We start from the raw sequence: 21,956 nt of genomic DNA on the forward strand, positions 1-21,956 counted from the left end.
TATTTGGAACAAAAAATATTAGAAAATCAATTGAAAGTAGTACATCATAATACTTCGATGCAAATCGTTCATATTGCTATGTATATTAAAGTAGGTACTGCTGATGAGATGAATTATCCAAATGGTATCGCGCATTTCATAGAACACATGCTATTTAAAGGAACAGAACGTTTTCCTTTTAAATTGTTAGCTGAATCGATTGATGCAATTGGTGGAGAAGTTAACGCCTATACAACGAAAACATATACTTGCTATTCAATCAAAACGTTAAAACGTTTTGAACAAAAAGCGATTGATATACTAAAGGAAATGATGTTTTATGCAACATTTGATGAAGAAGAACTTGAAAAAGAACGTCTTGTTATCCTTGAAGAAATAAAAATGATTGAAGATGATGATGAAGAAAATGCATTTGAACGTTTTGAAACAATTTTATATAAAGATACGCCTTATAACACGCCAATCTTAGGAACTGAATCATCCGTAAAAGCGATTACGCAAGATGACTTAAAACGTTTCTATCAAGCTTTCTACCAGCCGGATAACATGATCCTGTCATATGTAGGGAACGATATTGAACATTTATCTGAAGCCTTTCAAATAGAAGGGCAACCAACTGAAAAGCAAAATGTTCACCCATTTAATATGAATCCCTGCACATTAACCCATTATAAATCTGGACTCGAACAAGCCCATGTCATATTAGCACATCCGGCTGTTGGGTATCGTGATGTAGCTCAACCCGTGTTTGAAATTATCAATAATTTATATGGTGGATCAATGACAAGTATGTTGTTTAGAAAGCTACGAGAAGAAGAGGGATTATGCTATAGTTTATATTCTTCTGTAGATAGTTATTACTCTGGTGGCGTACTTTACACTTATTTTGCGACGGATAATGATAATACACAGAAATGTTTATCGATTATTGATGAAATCCATGCAACACTTGTTAACGGTATTGATCAGGAAATTTTAGATAAAACTAAACAATATTTAATTACTAATCTGCATATGAATCTTGATTATGATGGTGCAATTTTAGAACATATGGGGAAAAGTATGCTGCTCTATGACAAAATAATCGATATTACTTCAATTGAAGCTCAAATCAGTGCAGTAACATTAGAACAAGCAAACAAGGCTCTTCAAATATTTAAATCTACGAGTGCGTCATATCAATTACGACCGCAATGATTGGCAAGTAATAAATTTAACGGTATAATAAAAATGTAAACGTATACAAGGAGATGAAAAGTAATGGTATTTGACAAAATTCACGTGAATGGTCAGGAATTTGAAACAGATGGTCGCTTTTCAGTAGATGAAGAACTATTAAAAATTTCAACTGCGAATGGTGATGTCGGTTTATTATTCAAACAAATTGAAGCGACAAGCGAGCCTGTAGAAGTGGTTCTTTTCAAAGGTGAAACAGACCGTTACCATTCAAAGGATTTAAAATTGACACACTACACTGTAGCTGGTGGGGATTTTAAGATGGAATTACAAAAATAATTAATTGCGAGCAGAATATTCTGTTCGCTTTTTTTATTGTTAATTAATCTGCAAATAGCTTATAATAAAGAAGTATGAATTGTACGGGCGAATGAATTTAGGAGGAAATATTTTGAACTTAGTTAAAAAAGAAAATCAACATATAAGAATGATACCTTTAGGCGGTGTCGGTGAAATTGCAAAGAACATGTATATCGTAGAAGTTGACGATGAAATGTTTATGCTGGATGCAGGGTTAATGTTTCCTGAAGATGAGATGTTAGGGATTGATGTCGTAATTCCGGATATTAATTATGTAATTGAAAATAAAGATAAATTAAAGGGTATCTTTTTGAGTCATGGACATCAAGATGCTATTGGTGCGTTGCGTTATATTATTAATCGAGTAGATGCACCAATTTACGGTTCACGTTTAACGATCGCACTTGTTAAAGATCAGATGCGTGAAGCAAAAGTAACAAAGAAAATTAAATACTATACAGTAAATAACAATTCAATTATGCGTTTTAAAAATGTGAATGTGTCATTCTTTAGTACAACGCATAGTATTCCGGATGCGCTTGGTATTGTGATTCATACGTCACAAGGCGCTGTTGTATATACTGGTGAATTTAAATTTGATCAAAGTATGACTGGTAGCTATGCACCAGACATTACGAAGATGGGTCAAATTGGAAACAAAGGTGTATTAATGTTAATCAGTGATTCAACTGAAGCAGAGAAACCTGGTTATAATACACCGGAAAATGTTATTGAAAGTCACATTGTTGATGAATTTGCTAAAGCACAAGGACGTATTATCGTATCGTGTTATGCTTCAAACTTCATACGAATTCAACAAGTACTAAATGCTGCAGCGCGATTAAACCGTAAAGTTTCATTTTTAGGTAAATCTTTAGAATCATCATTTAATATTGCACGTAAACTTGGGTATTTTGATATTAAAGAACAACTATTAATACCAATAAAAGATGTTGAGAAATATCCGAAAAATGAACTAATCATTATTTCTACTGGCTCTCAAGGTGAACCGATTGAAGGATTAGCTCAGATGGCTTTACAAAAACACAGCATTTTAAATATTGAAGAAGGTGATACTGTATTTATTACAACGACACCATCTTCAAATATGGAAGTTATTTTAGGATCAACAATCAATCACCTAGTTAAAGCAGGTGCAAAAGTGATTCCAACGAATAAGAAGATCCATGCATCAGGACATGGATGTATGGAAGAGCTAAAATTAATGCTGAACTTAATGAAACCGACATACTTCGTACCGGTACAAGGTGAATTTAAAATGCAGATTGCGCATGCAAAACTTGCTGCTGAAGCGGGCGTGCTACCAGAACATATTTTCTTACTTGAAAAAGGTGATGTCATCAATTATGACGGAGAACGTATGATAGCCAACGAGAAAGTACCAGCAGGAAATGTTCTGATAGATGGTATCGGTGTGGGCGATGTAGGTAATATCGTTTTACGTGATCGACGATTATTAAGTGAAGATGGTATTTTCATCGCTGTTGTAACACTTGACCCTAAAAATAGACGTATCGTAGCTGGACCACAGATTCAGTCACGTGGATTTGTTTATGTACGCGAAAGTGAAGATTTAATGCGTGAAGCTGAAGAAAAAGTACGTGAAATTGTTGAGCTAGGCTTAATGCAAAATCGTATTGAATGGTCTGATATTAAGCAGGAAATGCGTGATAAATTAGGTAAATTCCTATATGAAAATACGAAACGTCGTCCAATGATTATTCCGGTTATCTCAGAAATTTAAAGATAATAAACAAATGAACAAGCTAACTTTAGCTTGTTTATTTGTTTATATAAAGCAGGTGAAATGAATGGCAGTTAAGAAGAAAACGACCAGAAAGAAAAAAACAAATAAAAATAAAAGTAATGAACCATACCGTTTTATTATTTCTATTTTGTTTATCGCGATGCTGTTATTAGGTGTTTTTCAGTTTGGGTTATTAGGTGTAGGCATAGATAGTGTAATGACGTATATTTTCGGTTCAGCTCGTTTTTATGCATATATTCTACTCATACTCATAACAATTTATTATGCTGTAAATAATAAATGGATTCCTATCAATCGTCGTGTTAACGGCTGGTTATTGCTATTAATTAGTACACCATCCTTTATGCAGGTGGTTCAGCACTTTTTACACGGAAAATCAGTTACACCTGTTTTTGATAAAATCTTTGAATTACAATCTAAGTCGGGGCTTCATTTTTTTGGAGGCGGTATGATTGGTTTTCTGTTTGATTCAGTCTTTTCTACGCTATTAAGTGTTTTTGGTGCATTTATATTATCTATTATTATGATTATTTTAAGTATTCTTTTGATATTAGGACGATCTATACGTAATACAGCGCAGAAATTTCTGCTTTATCAAGTTGATAAAACGAAAGATCTTTCAAGGCAGGCAAAAGTTCAATTAGCACAAAGAAAACAAAGAAAAATGGAACAGACGGTTAAAGATGTTTCTGATTTACCAGAAATTACTGCAATTGAAGCTGAATCTGAGCACTATCCTGAAGTAGAAATACCAATATATGACGGCAATCAAGCAGTAACACTTCAAAATGATCAGGAACATGTTGAAGCAGTACGTCAAAATAGTAATTCTGAATCTGAAACTTTTGATACGAGTCAAGATGAATTTTCAACACAAACTGACGCCACTGAACAAAGTGAAACAAGTGAAATGGAGAACGAAGATTATGATCTGCCTCCTATAACATTACTTTCTCCGGCAACTGACAAAGCAAAATCAAATATGCAGGCAGTAAAAAAGCGTGGTCAATTACTGGAAACAACATTGAAGAATTTTGGTGTGAATGCTAAAGTATCGCAAATCAGAATAGGTCCAGCTGTAACACAATATGAAGTGCAACCAGCGATGGGTGTAAAGGTTAGTCGTATTGTGAATCTTCATAATGATATTGCTTTAGCGCTTGCTGCAAAAGATATTAGAATAGAAGCACCGATACCTGGTAAATCTGCTGTAGGTATTGAAGTACCGAATAGTTCTACATCAATGGTAACATTAAGAGAAGTAATAGAAGCTTCACCTGTTGAAGAAAATAAGTTGAAAGTTGTACTCGGACGAGATATCAGTGGTGAAGCAATTACTGCTGAACTTGATAAAATGCCACATTTACTTGTTGCAGGAGCAACAGGTAGTGGTAAGTCTGTATGTATTAATGGTATTATCACAAGTATTTTGATGCATGCTAAACCACATGAAGTGAAATTAATGATGATTGATCCTAAGATGGTAGAATTAAATGTATACAATGGTATCCCTCATCTATTAACGCCAGTCGTAACGAATCCACAGAAAGCTGCTCAAGCTTTACAGAAAATTGTAGGTGAGATGGAAAGACGATATGATCTTTTTAGTCATACAGGTACACGTAATATAAAAGGATATAATCAATATTTACGACGCCAGAATGCAGAACTTGGCGAGAAAAATGCAGAACTACCCTATATCGTTGTAATCGTTGATGAGCTTGCAGATTTAATGATGGTCGCAAGTAAAGATGTTGAAGCAGCAATTATGCGTATCGCACAAATGGCACGTGCAGCTGGCATTCATTTAATTATTGCGACACAAAGACCATCTGTTGATGTCATTACAGGTCTGATAAAAGCGAATATTCCTTCTCGTATTGCATTTAGCGTTAGTTCAGCAGTTGATTCTAGAACGATATTAGATATGCAGGGTGCTGAAAAATTACTTGGTAAAGGTGATATGCTTTACTTGCCATATGGCGAATCAAAACCTAAACGTATTCAGGGTGCTTTTCTTTCGGATAAGGAAGTTGAAGATGTAGTAAACTTCGTCTGTAAACAACAATCAGCAAACTATATTAAGTCACTGGAACCAACAGAAGAATATACTCAAAAAGGTGAATCTGAAGATGAACTTTATCAAGAAGCTTATCAATTTGTCGTTGAAAAACAAAAAGCATCAGCAAGTCTGTTACAACGACAATTTAGAATTGGTTATAATAGAGCTGCAAGATTAATTGATGAGCTTGAAGCAAATGGTGTTATAGGACCAAGTACAGGTAGTAAACCTAGAACGGTATTAATCGAAAACAATGAAATTATAGAATGAGGTGGAATACATGTCAGTAAATAGAGAGGTCGTCTTTATTAAAGATTGGATTTTAGAACAGATAAATTCAAGGAAATTTGAATTGCACCGACCTTTGCCATCGCAATACGAAATCTCGCGAATGATTGATCGATCGAGAGATGATATAGAATTAGCCTTTCATGAATTAGTAACAGAACAAATTCTTTCAGAACATTTTCAGGAGGGTTACTATATAAAATCTAAGCCGATATTTTTCTATCCAATTGATGAACTCAAAAGTATAACGAGTATGATAGAAGAGGGAGGACAATCGGCAGGCACATTGATGATCAGTCATGATATTGAACAACCTTCTATTGATGATAAACGTGTATTAAATTTAGGTGATGATTGTGACATTACAGTTATCGAACGTATCAGAACAGCAAATGATGAGCCTATCGTATATTGCTTAGATAAGATTGTTGCAGCACCCTTAGAGGGTGGTCACGATATATTAACCCATTCATTATTAGAAATTATGGATCGTACCGATGGACTTAAAATTGTGTATGCTGAAAGTGAAATTGAATCAATTGCATATGAACCATATATTTCTAATGCGTTACAATGCACACCAGAAGAAAGCTTATTATTATTTAAACAAATTCATTTTAATGCTCAAGATGAGCCTGTATTATATTCATTGAATTATTTTAAATCGAGTCAGGTACAATTCGTTATACAAAGAAAAGTTAGGAGTATTCTATGACAATTAATTTATTGAACACAGACAAATTTAAGACAGTGTCTATCGTGCTTAAGTTTAAAGCGCCTCTTGATATTGAAACGATGAGCAGGAGAGCAATTTTATCTAAACTTATTCAAAAGACAACTGCAAAATATGCTGACGAACAGGCAATGATAAATCATCTTGCATATTTATATGGTGCACATCTTTATAGTCATGTTATAAAACAAAACAATGCCCATGTATTAACAGTAGGTATCGATATTGTTAATGATAAATATCTGAATGATGAAGACTTATTAGAAAAAGCATTTCAATTATTATACGAGGTCATATATGCACCTAATGTAGAAGATGGATCATTTCGTGAAGATTTATTAACTACAGAAAAACATCTCTTTAAAAATAAGAATGACGCTATAAAAGAGAATTTAGGCCAATATGGTTTTTATCAGTTATTAAAAACAATGTTTGAAGATGAGTCGATGCGTAATCCAAGTTTTGGAGATATACAAAATTTAGAACTTGTTACAGGCGAAGAAGTTTATCAAGCATATAAAGCTATGTTAAAGGATGATGAAGCACACCTTTATATCGTTGGAGATGTAGATGAATCGAGAGTTGCTAAACTGGCAAAAGAATATCTGGATTTACCTGAAAATAAAATTGATCTAAAACCGATAAAATTAAAGGATATTCATACACCTCAGACAGTTGTTGAACACATTGAGACGAAGCAAGCACGTATTAATATGGGCTATAAGTTAAATGTTAAACATCCAGAGAAAAGCTACTACGCATTTATTTTACTCAATCAAATATTTGGCGGTGATCCATCAAGCCTATTATTTACAAATGTTCGAGAAAAATTAAGTTTAGCTTATCAAATACATAGTCAGATTGATGCAAGAAGCGGTATGTTATATGTACTCTCTGGTGTTAACCAGGATAAACGTCAGCAGGCGATTGACACGATCAATGATGAATTTGAAAAGATTAGACAAGGTGACTTCGATAATGAACTATTGAATACGGCGAAACGTATGATTATTAATCAGAAGAAAGAATCAATGGATCGACCGAAAGGCTTTGTAGAAATTGAGTTTTCTAATACGTTTGGTGCGCACGTTGATGAAGGTGAATGGATAAAAGGTATACAGTCAATAACGAAAGAAGATATTATAGATGTTGCACAGACTGGGGCTTTACATACTGTGTATTGTTTAACAAGTGAGGGAACAGAATGAAACAAACTTATTATAAAGCAATAGATGAAACATTATTTGAAACAGTTTTAGATAATGGCATGCAGCTATTTATTATTCCAAAAAAAGGGTTTCAGAAATCGTATGTCACAATGACAACAAAGTATGGTTCTATACATAATGATTTTGTTAGACAAGATGGAACGAAAGTACATATGCCAAAAGGTATTGCACATTTTCTTGAACATAAAATGTTTGAGAAAGAAGATGGGGATATGTTTAACGCATTCTCAAAATATGGAAGTTCGGCCAATGCATTCACTTCATATGACAGAACAAGTTATTTATTTACTACTGTTGAATCATTAAAAGAAAACATTAAATTATTAGTAGATATGCTACAAACACCATATTTTACAAAAGAAAGTGTAGAAAAAGAAGTAGGTATCATTGCTGAAGAAATTAAAATGTACCAGGATCAGCCTAATTATCGCCTGTATTATCAGACTTTAAAAGCAATGTACCATACACATCCAGTACGTGTTGATATTGCAGGTACAGTTGAAAGTATCAATGAGATTACTGATCAAACTTTATATGACTGCTATAATACATTCTATCATCCAAAGAATATGGTGATGTTTATTGTAGGGAATGTTGAACCGAAAGCAATGACCGAATATATTAACGGCATTATCAAACCATTTAATACTTTTCAGCCAGTCAATATATTACCTTTTGAAGAACCTGAAAGTGTAGCAGTTAATGAGGTTAAGTCGATTGATAATGTGCAGATGGATAAATTAATGCTTGGTATTAAAACAGATAATTTTAAAAGTACAGATAACTTAATATTAACTGAACTCAAGATACTATTTGCTTTAGATATGCTTTTTGGAGAACAAACAGATTTTTATCAGTCGCTATTGAAAGACCAATTAATAGATGATTCTTTCGGATTTAATTTTACGATAGAGCCAACTTTCTCACATATGTTTATAGCTGGTGCCACTCGCGATGCTGAAAGATTAAAACAACGTATAATCAGTCAATTATATAACTTTGACTTATTAAACGACCAAAAAGCCTTTGATTTAATTATCCGTCAAACCATCGGTGAATATGTTTCAAGCATGAATAGCCCTGAATATATTGCGAATCAGTTTACACGATATTTCTTCAATGATGTTATATTATTCGATATTCTGCCACTTTTAGAACAACTGACATTAGCTGAGTGCATTGAAACTTATAAAAGTACATTAAATAATGCTCATATTACGGATAGTAGAATTGTGAAGCGCAATGGGTAAATATCTCGTTATTGGAGCAAGTGGTGATATAGGCAAACAAATAACACATGATTTATTATTTAAAGGACATGAAGTCATTGCGCATTATAATAATACGGACATTACTGCTTTACAAAATGAATTTCAAAATGAAACAATAAGTTTTGTTCAATTTGATCTAAGTAAACCTCTTTATGAAAATCCATTACAGAATTGGATGACAAGTTACCTGGATGGTATGATATATGCAGCAGGCACTGCTTATTATGCAGCTATACAAGAGGTGACAACAGAGGCTATGGATGCTCAATATCATATTCACTTTTCAAATCTTGTAAAGTTAACTCAATTTGTATTGAGTGGCATGCAAAGTAATGATCATGGTCGCATTGTTGTAATCAGCTCGATTTGGGGAGAAACAGGCAGTGCAACGGAATCCATCTATAGTGGTATGAAAGCAGCACAAATTGGATTTATTAAATCTATTGCGAAAGAACTTATACAAACAAACATTACAGCAAATGTTGTAACACCCGGTGTAGTTAATGGTAAAATGACATTACAATTAGATAAAGAAGATATACAATTATTATTATCACAATTACCACAACAAAGACTCATTTCACCGAAAGAAATTAGTCATGCTGTATTGTATTTACTAGATGATTTGTCACAATCTATTACGGGTACAGTACAAAGCGTGAATGGTGGTTGGTATATATAGGGGGTTTGTTAATGACAGCACTTCAGGAAACGAAAGAATGGTATCTTGAATATGAAATTAAGATTAACAGAGCCGGTTTACTTGGTGATGTTTCAAGTTTACTCGGTGTACTGGGAATCAGTATCATTACAATCAATGGTGTCGATCAAGGTGTCCGTGGATTGCTAATTAAAACGGACGATCTTGAAAAAGTGACGCGTTTTGAAAATATTATCAGTCAGTTAGAAGATATTGAGATTATTAAATTACGTAAACCATTATTACAGGATCGACTGGCAGTACGACATGGACAGCATATTGAAAGAGATAATAAAAATAAGCATATCTTTAAATTTGTGCGTAAAGATCTAGGTATTCTTGTAGATTTAATGGCTGAGTTATTTAAGCAGGATGGTAACCAGGTGATTGGTGTGCGAGGGATGCCACGTGTAGGAAAAACAGAATCTGTTGTTGCTGCAAGTGTTTGTGCGCATAAGAAGTGGTTATTTATTTCTTCTACGATGATTAAACAAACCGTTCGTAATAAATTGTATAAGGGCGAATATGACGATAAACATATCTTCATTATAGATGGTGCTTTGACAATCAAACAGAACGCTGAACATCTTAATCTTGTAAGAGAAGTTATGTCATTACCAACAACAAAAGTAATAGAGCATCCAGATTTATTTGTACAGAAAACAGATTACACATTAGAAGATTTTGATTATATTATAGAATTACGTGAAACAGAAGATCAGGAAATTACGTACGAAAAGTTATCAAAGAACAGTTTATTTGATAATGACGAATTTGCGTTCTTTTAAGCCGTAAAGGGGGCAATTATGAAACCAATCGGACAAATATTACGTTCAAAACGTGAATCGTTAGGTATGACGTTAATAGATTTAGAGAAAAAAGTGAAGATACAGAAGAAATACATAGAAATGATTGAGAAAAATGAATTTGATCGTTTGCCCAATCCTGACTATACACGAGGGTTTATAGAAAAATATGCAAAAGCAGTTAATTTAAATGCTGAAAATCTATTGAACGAGCATCAAAATGAATTACCAACTCGAAAATTAAGTGCTAAAGAAGCAAGCAAACAGATTAAAAGTACTCAAACAACGCAAAGTACAGATCAAAGTGTTCATAAATTACTTGCATGGCTGTTAGGGATTATTCTTATAATGTTTTTAATATGGCTTATTTTTTCACAGTTTATCTTCACAGATAAAAATAGTCAGTGGCAGGCAGAAGATATCAATAAGAGCCGTAATGTTAAAGTTGAAAAAAAGACGGAAGAAAAACCTATTGCATCTAAAACCGAACAATCAACAAGCGATAAACAAAAAGAAAAAGATAATGCAAAAGTAGAAGCGTCGACTAAATTAACCTATAAAAACTTTGATGGTGCAAACTTAGCGTATGAAGTAGAATCGACAGAACCGTTAAAGCTTAGGATAGATTCTAAAATACCAACATGGGTACAAATCTATGATGATAAAAAGAAAAATTATGCATATAAAGAAATGAAGAAAGAAACATTCAAAATCGATGAAAAAGTTAAAAGTATCACGTTAATATCAGGGAATTCAACTTCGATGGAAGTATACATTAACGATAAGAAGGTATCTGTACCAAAAGAAGCAGATAATTTAATTACAAGAACATATTTCTTTAAAGTAATACAATAATTTATTGATTTAAACTAATAAGTAAAGGAAGTTAATCATGAATATACCAAATCAAATTACAGTTGCGCGCGTTTTGCTCATACCTGTATTTCTAGTGTTTTTACTAGCAGATTTTAATATGGGGAAAATGAGCTTTTTAGGTAGTGACACGATGCGTATTGAACAATTTATTGCAGCATGTATTTTTATCTTCGCATCACTGACAGACTGGATTGACGGCTATTTAGCAAGAAAATGGCAGCTTGTAACGAATATGGGGAAATTTTTAGATCCGTTAGCTGACAAATTACTCGTATCAAGTGGATTGATTGCTTTAGTAGAACTTGGATTAATTCCATCATGGATGGCCATTGTGATTATTGCAAGAGAATTTGCAGTGACAGGATTACGTTTATTACAAATCGAGCAGGGGTTTGTTTCTGCTGCTGGTCAATTAGGAAAGATTAAGACGGCAGTAACGATGTTAGCAATGACATTATTATTGCTTAATGAGCCATTCAATCAGATGATTGGTTTCAAGCTGGGTTATCCATTGATGTATATCGCTGTATTTTTCACTATTTTGTCTGGTATTGAATATTTTTATCATGGCAGAAACGTCTTTAAAAATTCTAAATAATATTAAGGGCTAAGTATATCTTAGCTCTTTTTTTCTAAAATTTTACTTTATTCAAAAATAAATAAGGATAATCACAGAAATTATAGTGTGTGTTCCCATTTTTAAGGAAAATATAAAAAAATACAAACATGCGTTCGCTTTTCGCTTGCTAAATTAATAAATAATCAGTATAGTATTACTTGTAGTGAGTAATGAGGTTACCATATAAATATTTGAAATAGTGTTATAAATGTAAGTGATATATGAGTAGTATATGAGTAACATACAACAACAACCAATGATTGTAATTATAGGAGGACTCGAACATATGAGTGAACGTCAACAAGCTTTAGATACAGTAATTAAGAATATGGAAAAATCTTTTGGTAAAGGTGCGGTAATGAAACTGGGAGAAAATGCTACACGTAATGTGTCAGCAGTTTCTTCAGGATCAATTACACTGGATAATGCTTTAGGGATAGGCGGATATCCTAAAGGACGTATAATTGAAATATATGGACCAGAGAGTTCTGGTAAAACTACAGTTGCTTTACATGCGATCGCTGAAGTACAGAAACAAGGTGGTATTGCAGCATTTATCGATGCAGAGCATGCACTTGATCCCGTTTATGCCCAAAAACTAGGTGTAGATATTGATAATCTTTATTTATCACAACCTGATCACGGTGAACAAGGTTTAGAAATCGCAGAAGCATTTGTGCGTAGTGGTGCTGTCGATATTATCGTAGTCGATTCAGTCGCTGCATTAACGCCTAAAGCTGAGATTGAAGGTGAAATGGGAGATTCTCATATGGGTCTACAGGCGCGATTAATGTCTCAGGCTTTACGTAAACTTTCAGGTGCAGTTTCTAAATCAAATACGATTGCAATATTCATTAACCAGGTGCGTGAAAAAATCGGTGTTATGTTTGGTAATCCTGAGACAACGCCAGGTGGTCGTGCGCTTAAATTCTACTCTTCAGTACGTTTAGAAGTACGTCGTGCAGAACAGTTAAAGCAAGGTCAAGATATTGTAGGTAACCGTACTAAGATTAAAGTTGTTAAAAATAAAGTAGCACCACCATTTAAAGTTGCAGAAGTGGATATTATGTATGGTCAAGGTATTTCTCGTGAAGGTGAAATGGTTGATTTAGGTGCAGAGTATGAAGTACTACAAAAATCTGGCGCATGGTATTCGTATGAAGGTGAGCGTATCGGACAGGGACGTGAGAACATTAAAACATACTTACGTGAAAATCCGGAAGTTCGCGACGAAATTGATATGAAGATTCGTAAAGCGATGGGCATCGGTGAAGATAAAGATGCAATTAAAACTGAAACACCAGATTCACCACCAGCAGATGATTTGTTTGATGATGAATTAGTATAATATTTCGAATCCGAATAATATGTTATGAAACAAAATAACATGTTATTCGGATTTTTGTAATATTTCAACAATTAATTAAATATACGTTAAATTATTTTCTACTTATCTTGACACGCTTAACTTATTAAACGTACAATTAATTTGTATATGAAATAAGTGATATTTTATTTCTGTACGGAAGTCTTATGGTATAACTAGATGAAAAAAAGCAAATAAGGAGGTGTTTATGTGGAACTATTAACCCTCTTATACATTTTGCTTGGAATAATTCTAGGTGTTGGTGTAGGGTATGTATTAGCAAAAAACAGCTTAACTAATCAGCAAAATCAAGCGCGTACAACTGCTGAACATATTATTAGTGAAGCAAACAAAGAAGCTGAAAGTCTTAAAAAGGAAAAATTACTTGAAGCAAAAGAAGAGAATCAAGTAAGAAGTGATCGTTTAGAAGCAGAGTATAAAGAACGTCGTTCAGACCTTGCAAGACAAGAAGCAAGACTACTTCAAAAAGAAGAAAACTTAGATCGTAAAAGTGAACTTTTAGATAAAAAGGATGAACTTTTAGAACAAAAAGAATCTAAAATTGAAGAAAAACAACAACATGTAGATGCGTTAGAGCAAAGTGTCCAAGACATTATAGTAAAACATGAACAAGAATTAACACGCATCTCCGGACTGACGCAAGAAGAAGCAAAACAGGAAATCATTGATCAAGTTGAAGATGAATTAACACATGACATTGCTGTTATGGTGAAAGAAAAAGAACAAGAAGCAAAAATGCAGGTTGATAAAAAAGCCAAAATGGTACTTGCAACAACAGTTCAACGTTTAGCAGCAGAACATACTTCAGAATCAACTGTATCAGTAATTAACCTTCCAAATGATGAAATGAAAGGTAGAATTATCGGTCGTGAAGGTCGAAATATTCGTACATTAGAAACGTTAACAGGTATTGATTTAATCATTGATGATACACCTGAAGCGGTCATTTTATCTGGATTCGACCCAATCAGACGCGAAATTGCTAAAACAGCATTAGAAGCTTTAGTTTCAGATGGAAGAATTCACCCTGGACGTATTGAAGAGATGGTTGAAAAAGCGCGTAAATCTGTTGACGAAATTATTCGTGAAGCAGGGGAAGCAGCGACTTTTGAACTTGGTATACATAATTTACATCCAGACTTAGTGAAGATTTTAGGACGCATGAAGTTCCGTACGAGTTATGGACAAAATGTGCTGAAACATTCTATTGAGGTAGCACATTTATCAGGAATGCTTGCAGCTGAACTTGGTGAAGATATTACTTTAGCAAAACGTGCAGGATTATTACATGATATCGGTAAAGCGATTGACCATGAAGTTGAAGGATCACATGTTGAAATTGGTGTGGATTTAGCGAAGAAATATCGTGAACATCCTACAGTAATTAATGCGATTCACTCACATCATGGTGATATTGAACCGAATAGTGTAATCTCAGTACTTGTTGCAGCAGCTGATGCGTTAAGCGCAGCAAGACCTGGAGCAAGACGAGAAACATTAGAGAATTATGTAAGACGTCTTGAACGATTGGAACAAATCTCTGAAAGTTATGATGGCGTTGAAAAATCATTTGCGATTCAAGCTGGACGCGAGATTAGAATTATCGTTTCTCCAGAAGATGTTGATGATTTAAAAGCACATCGTATTGCAAGAGATATTAAAAATCAGATTGAAGAAGAGTTACAATATCCTGGTCATATTAAAGTGACAGTCGTCAGAGAAATGCGTGCGATTGAATACGCGAAATAATAATAACAATTTAAACAACGCTTAAAGCTGAATGGTTTTAAGCGTTTTTTTAATTTTTGAAGGTAAATAGTATCTATAATGGAAATATATTATAATTAAATTATTCATATGCTTGAAAGGATGATGAGTTTGATGGATACACGTCATAAAGAGGAGATTACACAAACCATATTACCATTATATGCATTGTTTTTTGATGCATTACCGAATGATTTGGGATTAAGCATTCAAACGAATATCAATTTACCTGATATGTCTGATCACTTTGAATCATATTGCATTCATGAAGAATACACTGCTTTTTCCAGGATGAAGGAGACATCAATTAAAGCGCAAAAGAATGCTATGAAATCCATTAGCCATCCTCTGCATGATTTACTTCAGTTATATGAACAACCAAAGATAAAGTCAATGTTACAGCAAATTACCGATAATGATAGAGTTACGACAATGCAAAGTAAAATGGAGCAAAATAGTAATATCATCAATAAATATTTTTTTGATGCAAACCAAAAGAGTGAAGTGATTAAAAATCATCATGATAATCTAATAAATAAACAATTAAGTGAACTTTGTGAAAATAAAAGAGAGGTCTTCATTCATTTACCACCTATCAAAAAAAGCACTATTGATATTTTAACTTCTATTTTCTGCGGGAAATATACTGCTATTCAATTCGCCTTTGCAGGTGATAATATTATAGGTATACATATTGTATAAGGAGTGAAGCGATGGAAAAACGTGTAAAGATTTATTTATGTATAGCTGCAATATTAATTTTATTATCTTTATTACCGCTCCTTGAAGCATACAAACTTCATTCAAACAGACAAGGGGCAAACAACGAAAGATTATTAACTGAACTAACGATTGATAAAAAGAATATTACTGAAGTGAAAGCCGCTGATAATATTAATGTTGATATGATTAGTGTTGAACATATATTTATTGATGATAAAGGGAAAGAAATAGTTGCGCATAATATGGATGAATATCAAAGGTTGATGAAAAAGAGTAAAATCTATTCTCGTGAATATCAGTTGGGCGATCAAGCTTTAATTCTCACAGAGGATATTAGCAAAAAACGTGTGAAAGAAATCCGGGTTAACAAACAGAAAGTTAATATGAAGATAAAAACAATTCAACAATTGAATAATCATTATGTGAATACTCCCTTAATCTTTGAAAAGAAAATAGCGACTGGTGAAACATTATTAATGTTAATGCAGCAAAATAAAGAAGATATTCGTTATATCGGTTTACAAAGTCATGATGACAATACAGTTGGTAAAACGACGCTTGAATCGATTGATTTAGATGGTGTGTGGAATAACAGAATCAATTTAGTTGGTTTTAATACTTTACCGAAACAGCATCTGAGTCATTATATTTTTCATCTTTTTATATTTTATCCATTGCTCACATTGATTCTAGCACTATTTTTATGTTATATATGTTATTTAAGAGTGAAAACAACACGAATGAAAGAATGAGGAAGCTATGAGAATATTATTTATTGGTGATGTTGTTGGTGCTATCGGTAGAGAGATGCTAGCAGAATATTTACCACAACTGAAGAAAAAATATGGACCGAATATAACGATTGTTAATGGTGAAAATGCAGCACATGGTCGAGGGATTACAGAAAAAATCTATAAGGAAATGATGACTTTAGGTGTAGACTGCGTAACGCTCGGCAATCATACGTACGGCCAGCGTGATAGTTATGAATTATTAGATAGTGATGTAAAGATGATACGTCCCGCAAACTATCCGGATGATAATCCTGGAAAAGGAATGCAGATTATCAAATTTAATGACAAAAAGATTGCTGTCATCAATTTGCAGGGGCGCGCATTTATGCAGCAGATTGATTGTCCATTTAAAAAGTTCGATATTCTTTATGAAACTGCTAAAAAAGAAACAGATTATATCTTTGTTGATTTTCATGCTGAGACAACAAGTGAAAAAGGCGCATTTGGATATTATGTGGATGGACGTGCAAGTGTTGTTGTAGGTACACATACACATATTCAGACAAGTGATAACCGAATTTTTGCTAAAGGTACTGGTTTTATCACCGATGTTGGCATGACTGGTTATTATGATGGTATATTAGGTATTAATAAAGATGAAGTCATCCATCGTTTTTTAACGTCGATGCCGGTTAAACACGTCGTCCCGGAAAAAGGACGAGGCGTGCTAAGTGGCGTTTTTGTAGAGCTTAAAGCAGATGGGACAACGAAGAAGATAGAAAGAATATTAATTAATCAAGATAACCCATTGAAATAGGAGAGGTAAGAATGTTTAGTAAGAAAAGTGAAAAACCATTTTTAAATAAAAGAGATCAAATCAGTTATACAGACGATTCACTTGATTTTTATAATTATGCTGAAGTAATTTTATTTGATAAAAATATTATACTCACATTCAAACAAATTACACCAGCGGGCACAGTTAAACAAAGAAAACTTGTTATGTCAGGAATTGTGGCAAAGGTCATTGCTGAGACTTTTATTGAACCACTAAAAGATTACAAAAAATTTGAAGGTGAAATTGATAAATATAATGTAGATTTCTATAATACACATGATAATGACATACAATCATTAGATGAGACATTATTATATATTCATGATTTTGAAGTAGCTTTCAGTCAAATCGCATTCCTATTACAATTCGAACAGGATACTGCTTTTGAAGATGTATATTATGAAGCATTTATTGTTAATCCAGAACTTGCAGTTTATCTTAAAGACATCCTGGATGATGTAGTCAATCAATACGAAGATAATTTTGGTGAAATTGAATTAGATTAATCGTATCGGCCATTCGACTGATTTTTTATTGAAGAACTACTTGTCTATGTTAAGACAAGTGGTTCTTTGTTATATTATAATAAGTGATTAAAGTAGGAGGGTATTTATGAAATCTCAAATTTCTTGGAAAGTCGGCGGACAGCAAGGTGAGGGTATTGAAAGTACTGGGGAGATGTTTTCAACTGCGCTGAATCGATTAGGTTATTATTTATATGGATATAGACATTTCTCAAGTCGTATTAAAGGTGGACATACGAATAACAAAATTCGTGTCTCTACAACTCGAGTACATTCAATCAGTGATGATTTAGATATATTAGTGGCATTTGATCAGGAAACAATTGATGTGAACTATCATGAAATGAATGAAACAGGCATTATTTTAGCAGATAGCAAGTTTGATCCGGAAAAGCCTGAAGATTATGAAGGTAAGTTCTTCCCAATCGCATTTACTGAAATTGCAAAAGAACTTGGCACTGCATTAATGAAGAACATGGTAGCAATTGGTGCGAGTGCAAGTCTAATTGGTGTAGACCTTAAACATTTTGAAGTATTAGTTGATGACATATTCGGTAAAAAGGGAGAAAAAATTTGTGCATTAAACAAACAGGCTTTACATGCAGGTTTTGATTTAATGGAACAAGAAGATTTCCATACGTTTACATTAAATCCGTCAACTGAAGAAGGGCATTTATTTATGATTGGTAATGACGCGATCTCATTAGGTGCAATAACTGGTGGAGCACGCTTTATGGCAGCTTATCCTATCACGCCTGCGAGTGAGATTATGGAGTACATGATTGATAAGTTACCTGATTTCGGTGGTACGGTTATTCAGACTGAAGATGAAATTGCAGCGGCCGTTATGGCAATTGGCGTGAACTATGGCGGCGTTAGAGCATTTACTGCTTCAGCTGGTCCAGGTTTATCTTTAATGATGGAAGCCATCGGATTAAGCGGTATGACAGAACAACCATTTGTGGTCATTAACACAATGCGTGGTGGTCCATCAACAGGTTTACCAACGAAACAAGAGCAATCAGACTTAATGCAGATGATTTACGGTACGCATGGTGATATTCCGAAGATTGTATTAGCACCGACAACAGCTGAAGATGCATTCTACTTAACAGCAGAAGCATTTAACTTAGCTGAGCAATATCAGTGCCCAGTTATTTTATTAAGTGACTTACAACTTTCTATGGGTAAACATACAGTGCCTCATTTAGACTTTAACCGTATTAAAATTGATCGTGGTAACTTAATTACTGAAGTTGAGCCACGTGAAGATAAATCATACTTCAAACGATATGAAGTAACTGAAAGTGGTGTATCGCCTCGTGTGATTCCGGGTGTTAAAAACGGTATTCATCACGTTACAGGAGTAGAGCATACAGAAGAAGGTAAGCCTTCTGAAAGCCCGGTAAACCGTGCGAAACAAATGGAAAAACGTATGCGTAAAATAGAACAGTTAAAAATATCAGAACCTGTTGATTATAAAGAAAATCATGCAGAAGCGGATGTATTAGTCATCGGCTACTTATCAACGTATGGTGCAATTGATGAAGCAATTGAACGAATTGATGGCCAGGTTAACCACCTGCACATTAAACAATTACATCCTTTCCCGACAGATGAAGTACAAGGTGCTATTAATAAAGCGAAGAAAGTTATTGTCGCTGAACATAACTATGCAGGCCAGTTATCAAGCATCATCAAGATGAATACGATGCATGAAGGTAAGATTACGAACTTCACAAAATATGATGGAACTCCATTCTTACCGAAAGAAATTGAAGCAAAAATCAATGAAGTAATAGAAGTAAAGGAGCGCATCTAAATGGCAACATTTAAAGATTTTAGAAATAGTGTGAAACCCAACTGGTGTCCAGGATGTGGTGACTTCTCAGTACAGGCTGCAATACAAAAAGCATGTGCTAACGTAGGTTTAGAACCTGAAGAATTAGCAGTTATTACAGGAATCGGATGTTCTGGTCGTTTATCAGGTTATATTAATTCATACGGTGTTCACTCAATTCATGGCCGAGCATTACCGATGGCACAAGGTGTTAAAATGGCAAATCAGGAACTTACAGTTATCGCTTCAGGTGGTGACGGAGATGGATACGCAATTGGTATGGGACATACAATCCACTCCATTCGTCGTAATATTGATTTAACATATGTCGTAATGGATAACCAGATTTATGGATTAACAAAAGGTCAAACATCACCAAGTTCAGCACATGGATTTGTGACAAAAACAACTCCACTAGGTTCTATTGAGAAAAATGTATCACCATTAGAACTTGCAATCACTTCAGGGGCTACATTTGTAGCACAAAGTTTCTCAAGTGATATTAAAGAATTAACAGCAATTATTGAAGCGGCGATTAACCATAAAGGGTTTGCATTCGTTAATGTATTCTCTCCATGTGTGACTTACAATAAAGTAAATACGTACGACTGGTTTAAAGAAAACTTAGTTTCTTTAAACGATATCGAAGGTTATGACAATAAAGACAAAAAACAGGCATTAAACACTGTAGTAGAACATAATGGATTAGTAACTGGTATTATTTATCATGATACTGAAACACCAAGTTATGCAGAACAATTAAATGGTTACTCAAAATCATTGGCCAAAGAGTCGATTGAAATGGATCCATCTAAATTTGAAGCTTTAATGGCTGAATTTAAATAATATAATTAAAAGCGCTTTAGCAATGAACATTTTGCTAAAGCGCTTTTTGCAACTTAATAGTTATTTAAACGGTCTTTTTACACCTAATTTATAGTAACCATATTGATTTTTATAACCAGATACGATTTTTACTTTATTGTCAAGTGAATGTAATATTTGGTTGTTACCTAGATATAATGAAACATGTCCAGCTGTGCCATTTCCTCTAATATAGAATATTAAATCTCCACGTTGAATATTATTAATACTGACATATGAAAACGCTCTGTTTTTCCATAATTCATTTGCTAAATCTGATTGTGGTCTAACATTGCTGAAGTTCGATATTCCTTTCGGATCAAATCCACCAGCACGCATCGCCTGTAATAATAATCCTGAACAATCAAAACCGGCTTCTCCTGTACTTCCCCATATATAGGGCTTTCCGACTTGTTTGTTGGCATAGTTAATCATCGCATTAATACGTGTCTCATGATTTGCATTCGTTGCTACAACACTTGGTTTTTTCCAAGCATCAATGTTAAATGCAACCGAATTACCGAACATTTTGGTCCATAGGCTTTTAGATACAATACCTGTCGATTTTAATCCATTTCTTTTTTGATAAGCTTTCACTGCATTAACTGTACGTTCGTTCATTGTCGAAGTATAAGGTGAATAAGGTATACCTAATTTACGTTGAAGATAATAAACTTTTATCCCATTGTAACCCGGATATAACGTATAACCACTATTAGAATTAGGTGCCGTAGATGTCAACTTAGATCTGTGGATGTACATTCCTTTATATTGAGCAGGATACGTTAGTTTAAGGTAAGATCCTACATTTGAGCCGCGAACTTTCGTCGCAGGTAATAGGTTAGCCACCTGGTAACTGTATATTGATGGTTTACTATATACAATAGTTCCTCTATCAAAGGTATATTTCTTATAAGTTTTTACAGCCGCCTCTGCGTGATTGACTGGCATAACTTGCGTTGTAGCCATACTTGATAGTAATAATGCAGAGATAATCATTTTTTTATTGATATTTTGAAATCTTTTCATTTTTTTCGCCTCCAATTGGTTCAATTTATTATATAATTAAAAATTTGAAAATAATAGAGGATTTTAATATTTAAATAACTATCTCTAACAAGAAATTTAAAGTAGAATAATCAAAAAATATTTCTGTTAAAGAGAGCACCAATTAAGTCTTAAACATTTGATACTAGGTATTTCTTTGGTATACTTGTAAAGGAAAATAAAATAACTAAAAACACTAGGGGAGTCATTCTGAGAATGGACATTGGTCCTAAACCCTTATTCACCTGATCTAGATAAAACTAGCGTAGGGAAGTGTCGCTTTTTGACACAACTTTACATATAGGTTGTGTTTTTTATTTGGA

At 33.7% G+C, this 21,956-nt stretch carries 20 protein-coding genes and 1 riboswitch; of the genes, 19 read left to right on the forward strand and 1 reads right to left on the reverse strand.

What is annotated here, in order from left to right; all coding sequences use genetic code 11:
• The first annotated feature begins 3 nt into the window (after positions 1 to 3).
• From KFV12_RS06135 to KFV12_RS06225, 19 genes are all read left to right on the forward strand, one after another.
• Positions 4 to 1,197: a M16 family metallopeptidase gene (locus KFV12_RS06135; protein ID WP_254257563.1), complete on the forward strand. Its 1,194-nt coding sequence runs from the start codon at positions 4 to 6 to the stop codon at positions 1,195 to 1,197.
• 63 nt (positions 1,198 to 1,260) lie between these two features.
• Entirely contained in the window at positions 1,261 to 1,515 is a 255-nt protein-coding gene (locus KFV12_RS06140; protein ID WP_111714683.1) for a hypothetical protein, read from the forward strand.
• Positions 1,516 to 1,627: 112 nt separating this feature from the next.
• Entirely contained in the window at positions 1,628 to 3,301 is a 1,674-nt protein-coding gene (gene rnjB / locus KFV12_RS06145; protein ID WP_254257564.1) for a ribonuclease J2, read from the forward strand.
• A gap of 67 nt (positions 3,302 to 3,368) precedes the next feature.
• Positions 3,369 to 5,657 carry a DNA translocase FtsK gene (locus tag KFV12_RS06150; RefSeq protein ID WP_254257565.1) on the forward strand — a complete coding sequence of 763 codons (2,289 nt, stop codon included), beginning with the start codon at positions 3,369 to 3,371 and terminating at the stop codon, positions 5,655 to 5,657.
• Between the two features lie 10 nt (positions 5,658 to 5,667).
• Complete coding sequence (locus KFV12_RS06155; RefSeq protein ID WP_111714688.1) at positions 5,668 to 6,390, forward strand: GntR family transcriptional regulator; 723 nt, start codon at positions 5,668 to 5,670, stop codon at positions 6,388 to 6,390.
• Positions 6,387 to 7,616, forward strand: a complete 1,230-nt coding sequence (gene yfmF, locus KFV12_RS06160) for an EF-P 5-aminopentanol modification-associated protein YfmF (protein ID WP_254257566.1) — start codon at positions 6,387 to 6,389, stop codon at positions 7,614 to 7,616. Before KFV12_RS06155 ends, yfmF begins: the two co-directional genes overlap by 4 nt.
• Complete coding sequence (gene yfmH, locus KFV12_RS06165; RefSeq protein ID WP_254257567.1) at positions 7,613 to 8,887, forward strand: EF-P 5-aminopentanol modification-associated protein YfmH; 1,275 nt, start codon at positions 7,613 to 7,615, stop codon at positions 8,885 to 8,887. The genes yfmF and yfmH overlap by 4 nt, the downstream gene beginning before the upstream one ends.
• A complete protein-coding gene (gene ymfI, locus KFV12_RS06170; RefSeq protein ID WP_254257568.1) occupies positions 8,880 to 9,590 on the forward strand; it encodes an elongation factor P 5-aminopentanone reductase in 711 nt (236 codons plus the stop codon). The genes yfmH and ymfI overlap by 8 nt, the downstream gene beginning before the upstream one ends.
• Positions 9,591 to 9,601: 11 nt before the next feature.
• Positions 9,602 to 10,396: a DUF3388 domain-containing protein gene (locus tag KFV12_RS06175; protein ID WP_111714694.1), complete on the forward strand. Its 795-nt coding sequence runs from the start codon at positions 9,602 to 9,604 to the stop codon at positions 10,394 to 10,396.
• A gap of 18 nt (positions 10,397 to 10,414) precedes the next feature.
• Positions 10,415 to 11,269, forward strand: a complete 855-nt coding sequence (locus KFV12_RS06180; RefSeq protein WP_254257569.1) for a helix-turn-helix domain-containing protein — start codon at positions 10,415 to 10,417, stop codon at positions 11,267 to 11,269.
• A gap of 37 nt (positions 11,270 to 11,306) precedes the next feature.
• Positions 11,307 to 11,888 (forward strand): CDP-diacylglycerol--glycerol-3-phosphate 3-phosphatidyltransferase, encoded by a 582-nt coding sequence (gene pgsA / locus KFV12_RS06185; RefSeq protein ID WP_096076666.1) that lies wholly within the window; start codon positions 11,307 to 11,309, stop codon positions 11,886 to 11,888.
• A gap of 307 nt (positions 11,889 to 12,195) precedes the next feature.
• Positions 12,196 to 13,257 carry a recombinase RecA gene (recA, locus tag KFV12_RS06190; protein WP_254257641.1) on the forward strand — a complete coding sequence of 354 codons (1,062 nt, stop codon included), beginning with the start codon at positions 12,196 to 12,198 and terminating at the stop codon, positions 13,255 to 13,257.
• A gap of 228 nt (positions 13,258 to 13,485) precedes the next feature.
• Positions 13,486 to 15,045 (forward strand): ribonuclease Y, encoded by a 1,560-nt coding sequence (gene rny / locus KFV12_RS06195; RefSeq protein ID WP_096076664.1) that lies wholly within the window; start codon positions 13,486 to 13,488, stop codon positions 15,043 to 15,045.
• Between the two features lie 132 nt (positions 15,046 to 15,177).
• A complete protein-coding gene (locus tag KFV12_RS06200; protein ID WP_254257570.1) occupies positions 15,178 to 15,765 on the forward strand; it encodes a hypothetical protein in 588 nt (195 codons plus the stop codon).
• A gap of 11 nt (positions 15,766 to 15,776) precedes the next feature.
• On the forward strand, positions 15,777 to 16,538 hold the full coding sequence (locus KFV12_RS06205; RefSeq protein ID WP_254257571.1) for a hypothetical protein: 762 nt from the start codon (positions 15,777 to 15,779) through the stop codon (positions 16,536 to 16,538).
• Between the two features lie 7 nt (positions 16,539 to 16,545).
• Complete coding sequence (locus KFV12_RS06210; protein ID WP_254257572.1) at positions 16,546 to 17,337, forward strand: TIGR00282 family metallophosphoesterase; 792 nt, start codon at positions 16,546 to 16,548, stop codon at positions 17,335 to 17,337.
• Positions 17,338 to 17,348: 11 nt separating this feature from the next.
• Positions 17,349 to 17,864, forward strand: a complete 516-nt coding sequence (locus KFV12_RS06215) for a DUF3467 domain-containing protein (RefSeq protein WP_254257573.1) — start codon at positions 17,349 to 17,351, stop codon at positions 17,862 to 17,864.
• A 106-nt stretch (positions 17,865 to 17,970) separates the two neighbouring features.
• Positions 17,971 to 19,704, forward strand: a complete 1,734-nt coding sequence (locus KFV12_RS06220) for a 2-oxoacid:acceptor oxidoreductase subunit alpha (protein ID WP_111714705.1) — start codon at positions 17,971 to 17,973, stop codon at positions 19,702 to 19,704.
• Positions 19,705 to 20,568 carry a 2-oxoacid:ferredoxin oxidoreductase subunit beta gene (locus tag KFV12_RS06225; protein WP_099577775.1) on the forward strand — a complete coding sequence of 288 codons (864 nt, stop codon included), beginning with the start codon at positions 19,705 to 19,707 and terminating at the stop codon, positions 20,566 to 20,568.
• Between the two features lie 60 nt (positions 20,569 to 20,628).
• Here KFV12_RS06225 and KFV12_RS06230 read toward each other — a convergent pair whose 3' ends face one another.
• Positions 20,629 to 21,615, reverse strand: a complete 987-nt coding sequence (locus tag KFV12_RS06230) for a C40 family peptidase (protein WP_254257574.1) — start codon at positions 21,613 to 21,615, stop codon at positions 20,629 to 20,631.
• Between the two features lie 206 nt (positions 21,616 to 21,821).
• Positions 21,822 to 21,922, forward strand: a riboswitch (TPP riboswitch).
• Positions 21,923 to 21,956 lie beyond the last annotated feature (34 nt).

This window comes from Macrococcus epidermidis, assembly GCF_024205965.1.
Classification (GTDB): Bacteria; Bacillota; Bacilli; order Staphylococcales; family Staphylococcaceae; genus Macrococcoides; species Macrococcoides epidermidis.

What these genes read in the sequence shown, in the direction of transcription:
- pgsA (WP_096076666.1), top strand. Translation starts at nt 11,307, where the DNA reads ATGAATATACCAAATCAAATTACAGTTGCGCGCGTTTTGCTCATACCT.
- KFV12_RS06225 (WP_099577775.1), top strand. Translation starts at nt 19,705, where the DNA reads ATGGCAACATTTAAAGATTTTAGAAATAGTGTGAAACCCAACTGGTGT.
- recA (WP_254257641.1), top strand. Translation starts at nt 12,196, where the DNA reads ATGAGTGAACGTCAACAAGCTTTAGATACAGTAATTAAGAATATGGAA.
- yfmH (WP_254257567.1), top strand. Translation starts at nt 7,613, where the DNA reads ATGAAACAAACTTATTATAAAGCAATAGATGAAACATTATTTGAAACA.
- KFV12_RS06215 (WP_254257573.1), top strand. Translation starts at nt 17,349, where the DNA reads ATGTTTAGTAAGAAAAGTGAAAAACCATTTTTAAATAAAAGAGATCAA.
- KFV12_RS06200 (WP_254257570.1), top strand. Translation starts at nt 15,178, where the DNA reads ATGGATACACGTCATAAAGAGGAGATTACACAAACCATATTACCATTA.
- KFV12_RS06210 (WP_254257572.1), top strand. Translation starts at nt 16,546, where the DNA reads ATGAGAATATTATTTATTGGTGATGTTGTTGGTGCTATCGGTAGAGAG.
- KFV12_RS06220 (WP_111714705.1), top strand. Translation starts at nt 17,971, where the DNA reads ATGAAATCTCAAATTTCTTGGAAAGTCGGCGGACAGCAAGGTGAGGGT.
- KFV12_RS06140 (WP_111714683.1), top strand. Translation starts at nt 1,261, where the DNA reads ATGGTATTTGACAAAATTCACGTGAATGGTCAGGAATTTGAAACAGAT.
- KFV12_RS06205 (WP_254257571.1), top strand. Translation starts at nt 15,777, where the DNA reads ATGGAAAAACGTGTAAAGATTTATTTATGTATAGCTGCAATATTAATT.
- yfmF (WP_254257566.1), top strand. Translation starts at nt 6,387, where the DNA reads ATGACAATTAATTTATTGAACACAGACAAATTTAAGACAGTGTCTATC.
- KFV12_RS06175 (WP_111714694.1), top strand. Translation starts at nt 9,602, where the DNA reads ATGACAGCACTTCAGGAAACGAAAGAATGGTATCTTGAATATGAAATT.
- KFV12_RS06230 (WP_254257574.1), bottom strand. Translation starts at nt 21,615, where the DNA reads ATGAAAAGATTTCAAAATATCAATAAAAAAATGATTATCTCTGCATTA.
- KFV12_RS06180 (WP_254257569.1), top strand. Translation starts at nt 10,415, where the DNA reads ATGAAACCAATCGGACAAATATTACGTTCAAAACGTGAATCGTTAGGT.
- KFV12_RS06155 (WP_111714688.1), top strand. Translation starts at nt 5,668, where the DNA reads ATGTCAGTAAATAGAGAGGTCGTCTTTATTAAAGATTGGATTTTAGAA.
- KFV12_RS06150 (WP_254257565.1), top strand. Translation starts at nt 3,369, where the DNA reads ATGGCAGTTAAGAAGAAAACGACCAGAAAGAAAAAAACAAATAAAAAT.
- ymfI (WP_254257568.1), top strand. Translation starts at nt 8,880, where the DNA reads ATGGGTAAATATCTCGTTATTGGAGCAAGTGGTGATATAGGCAAACAA.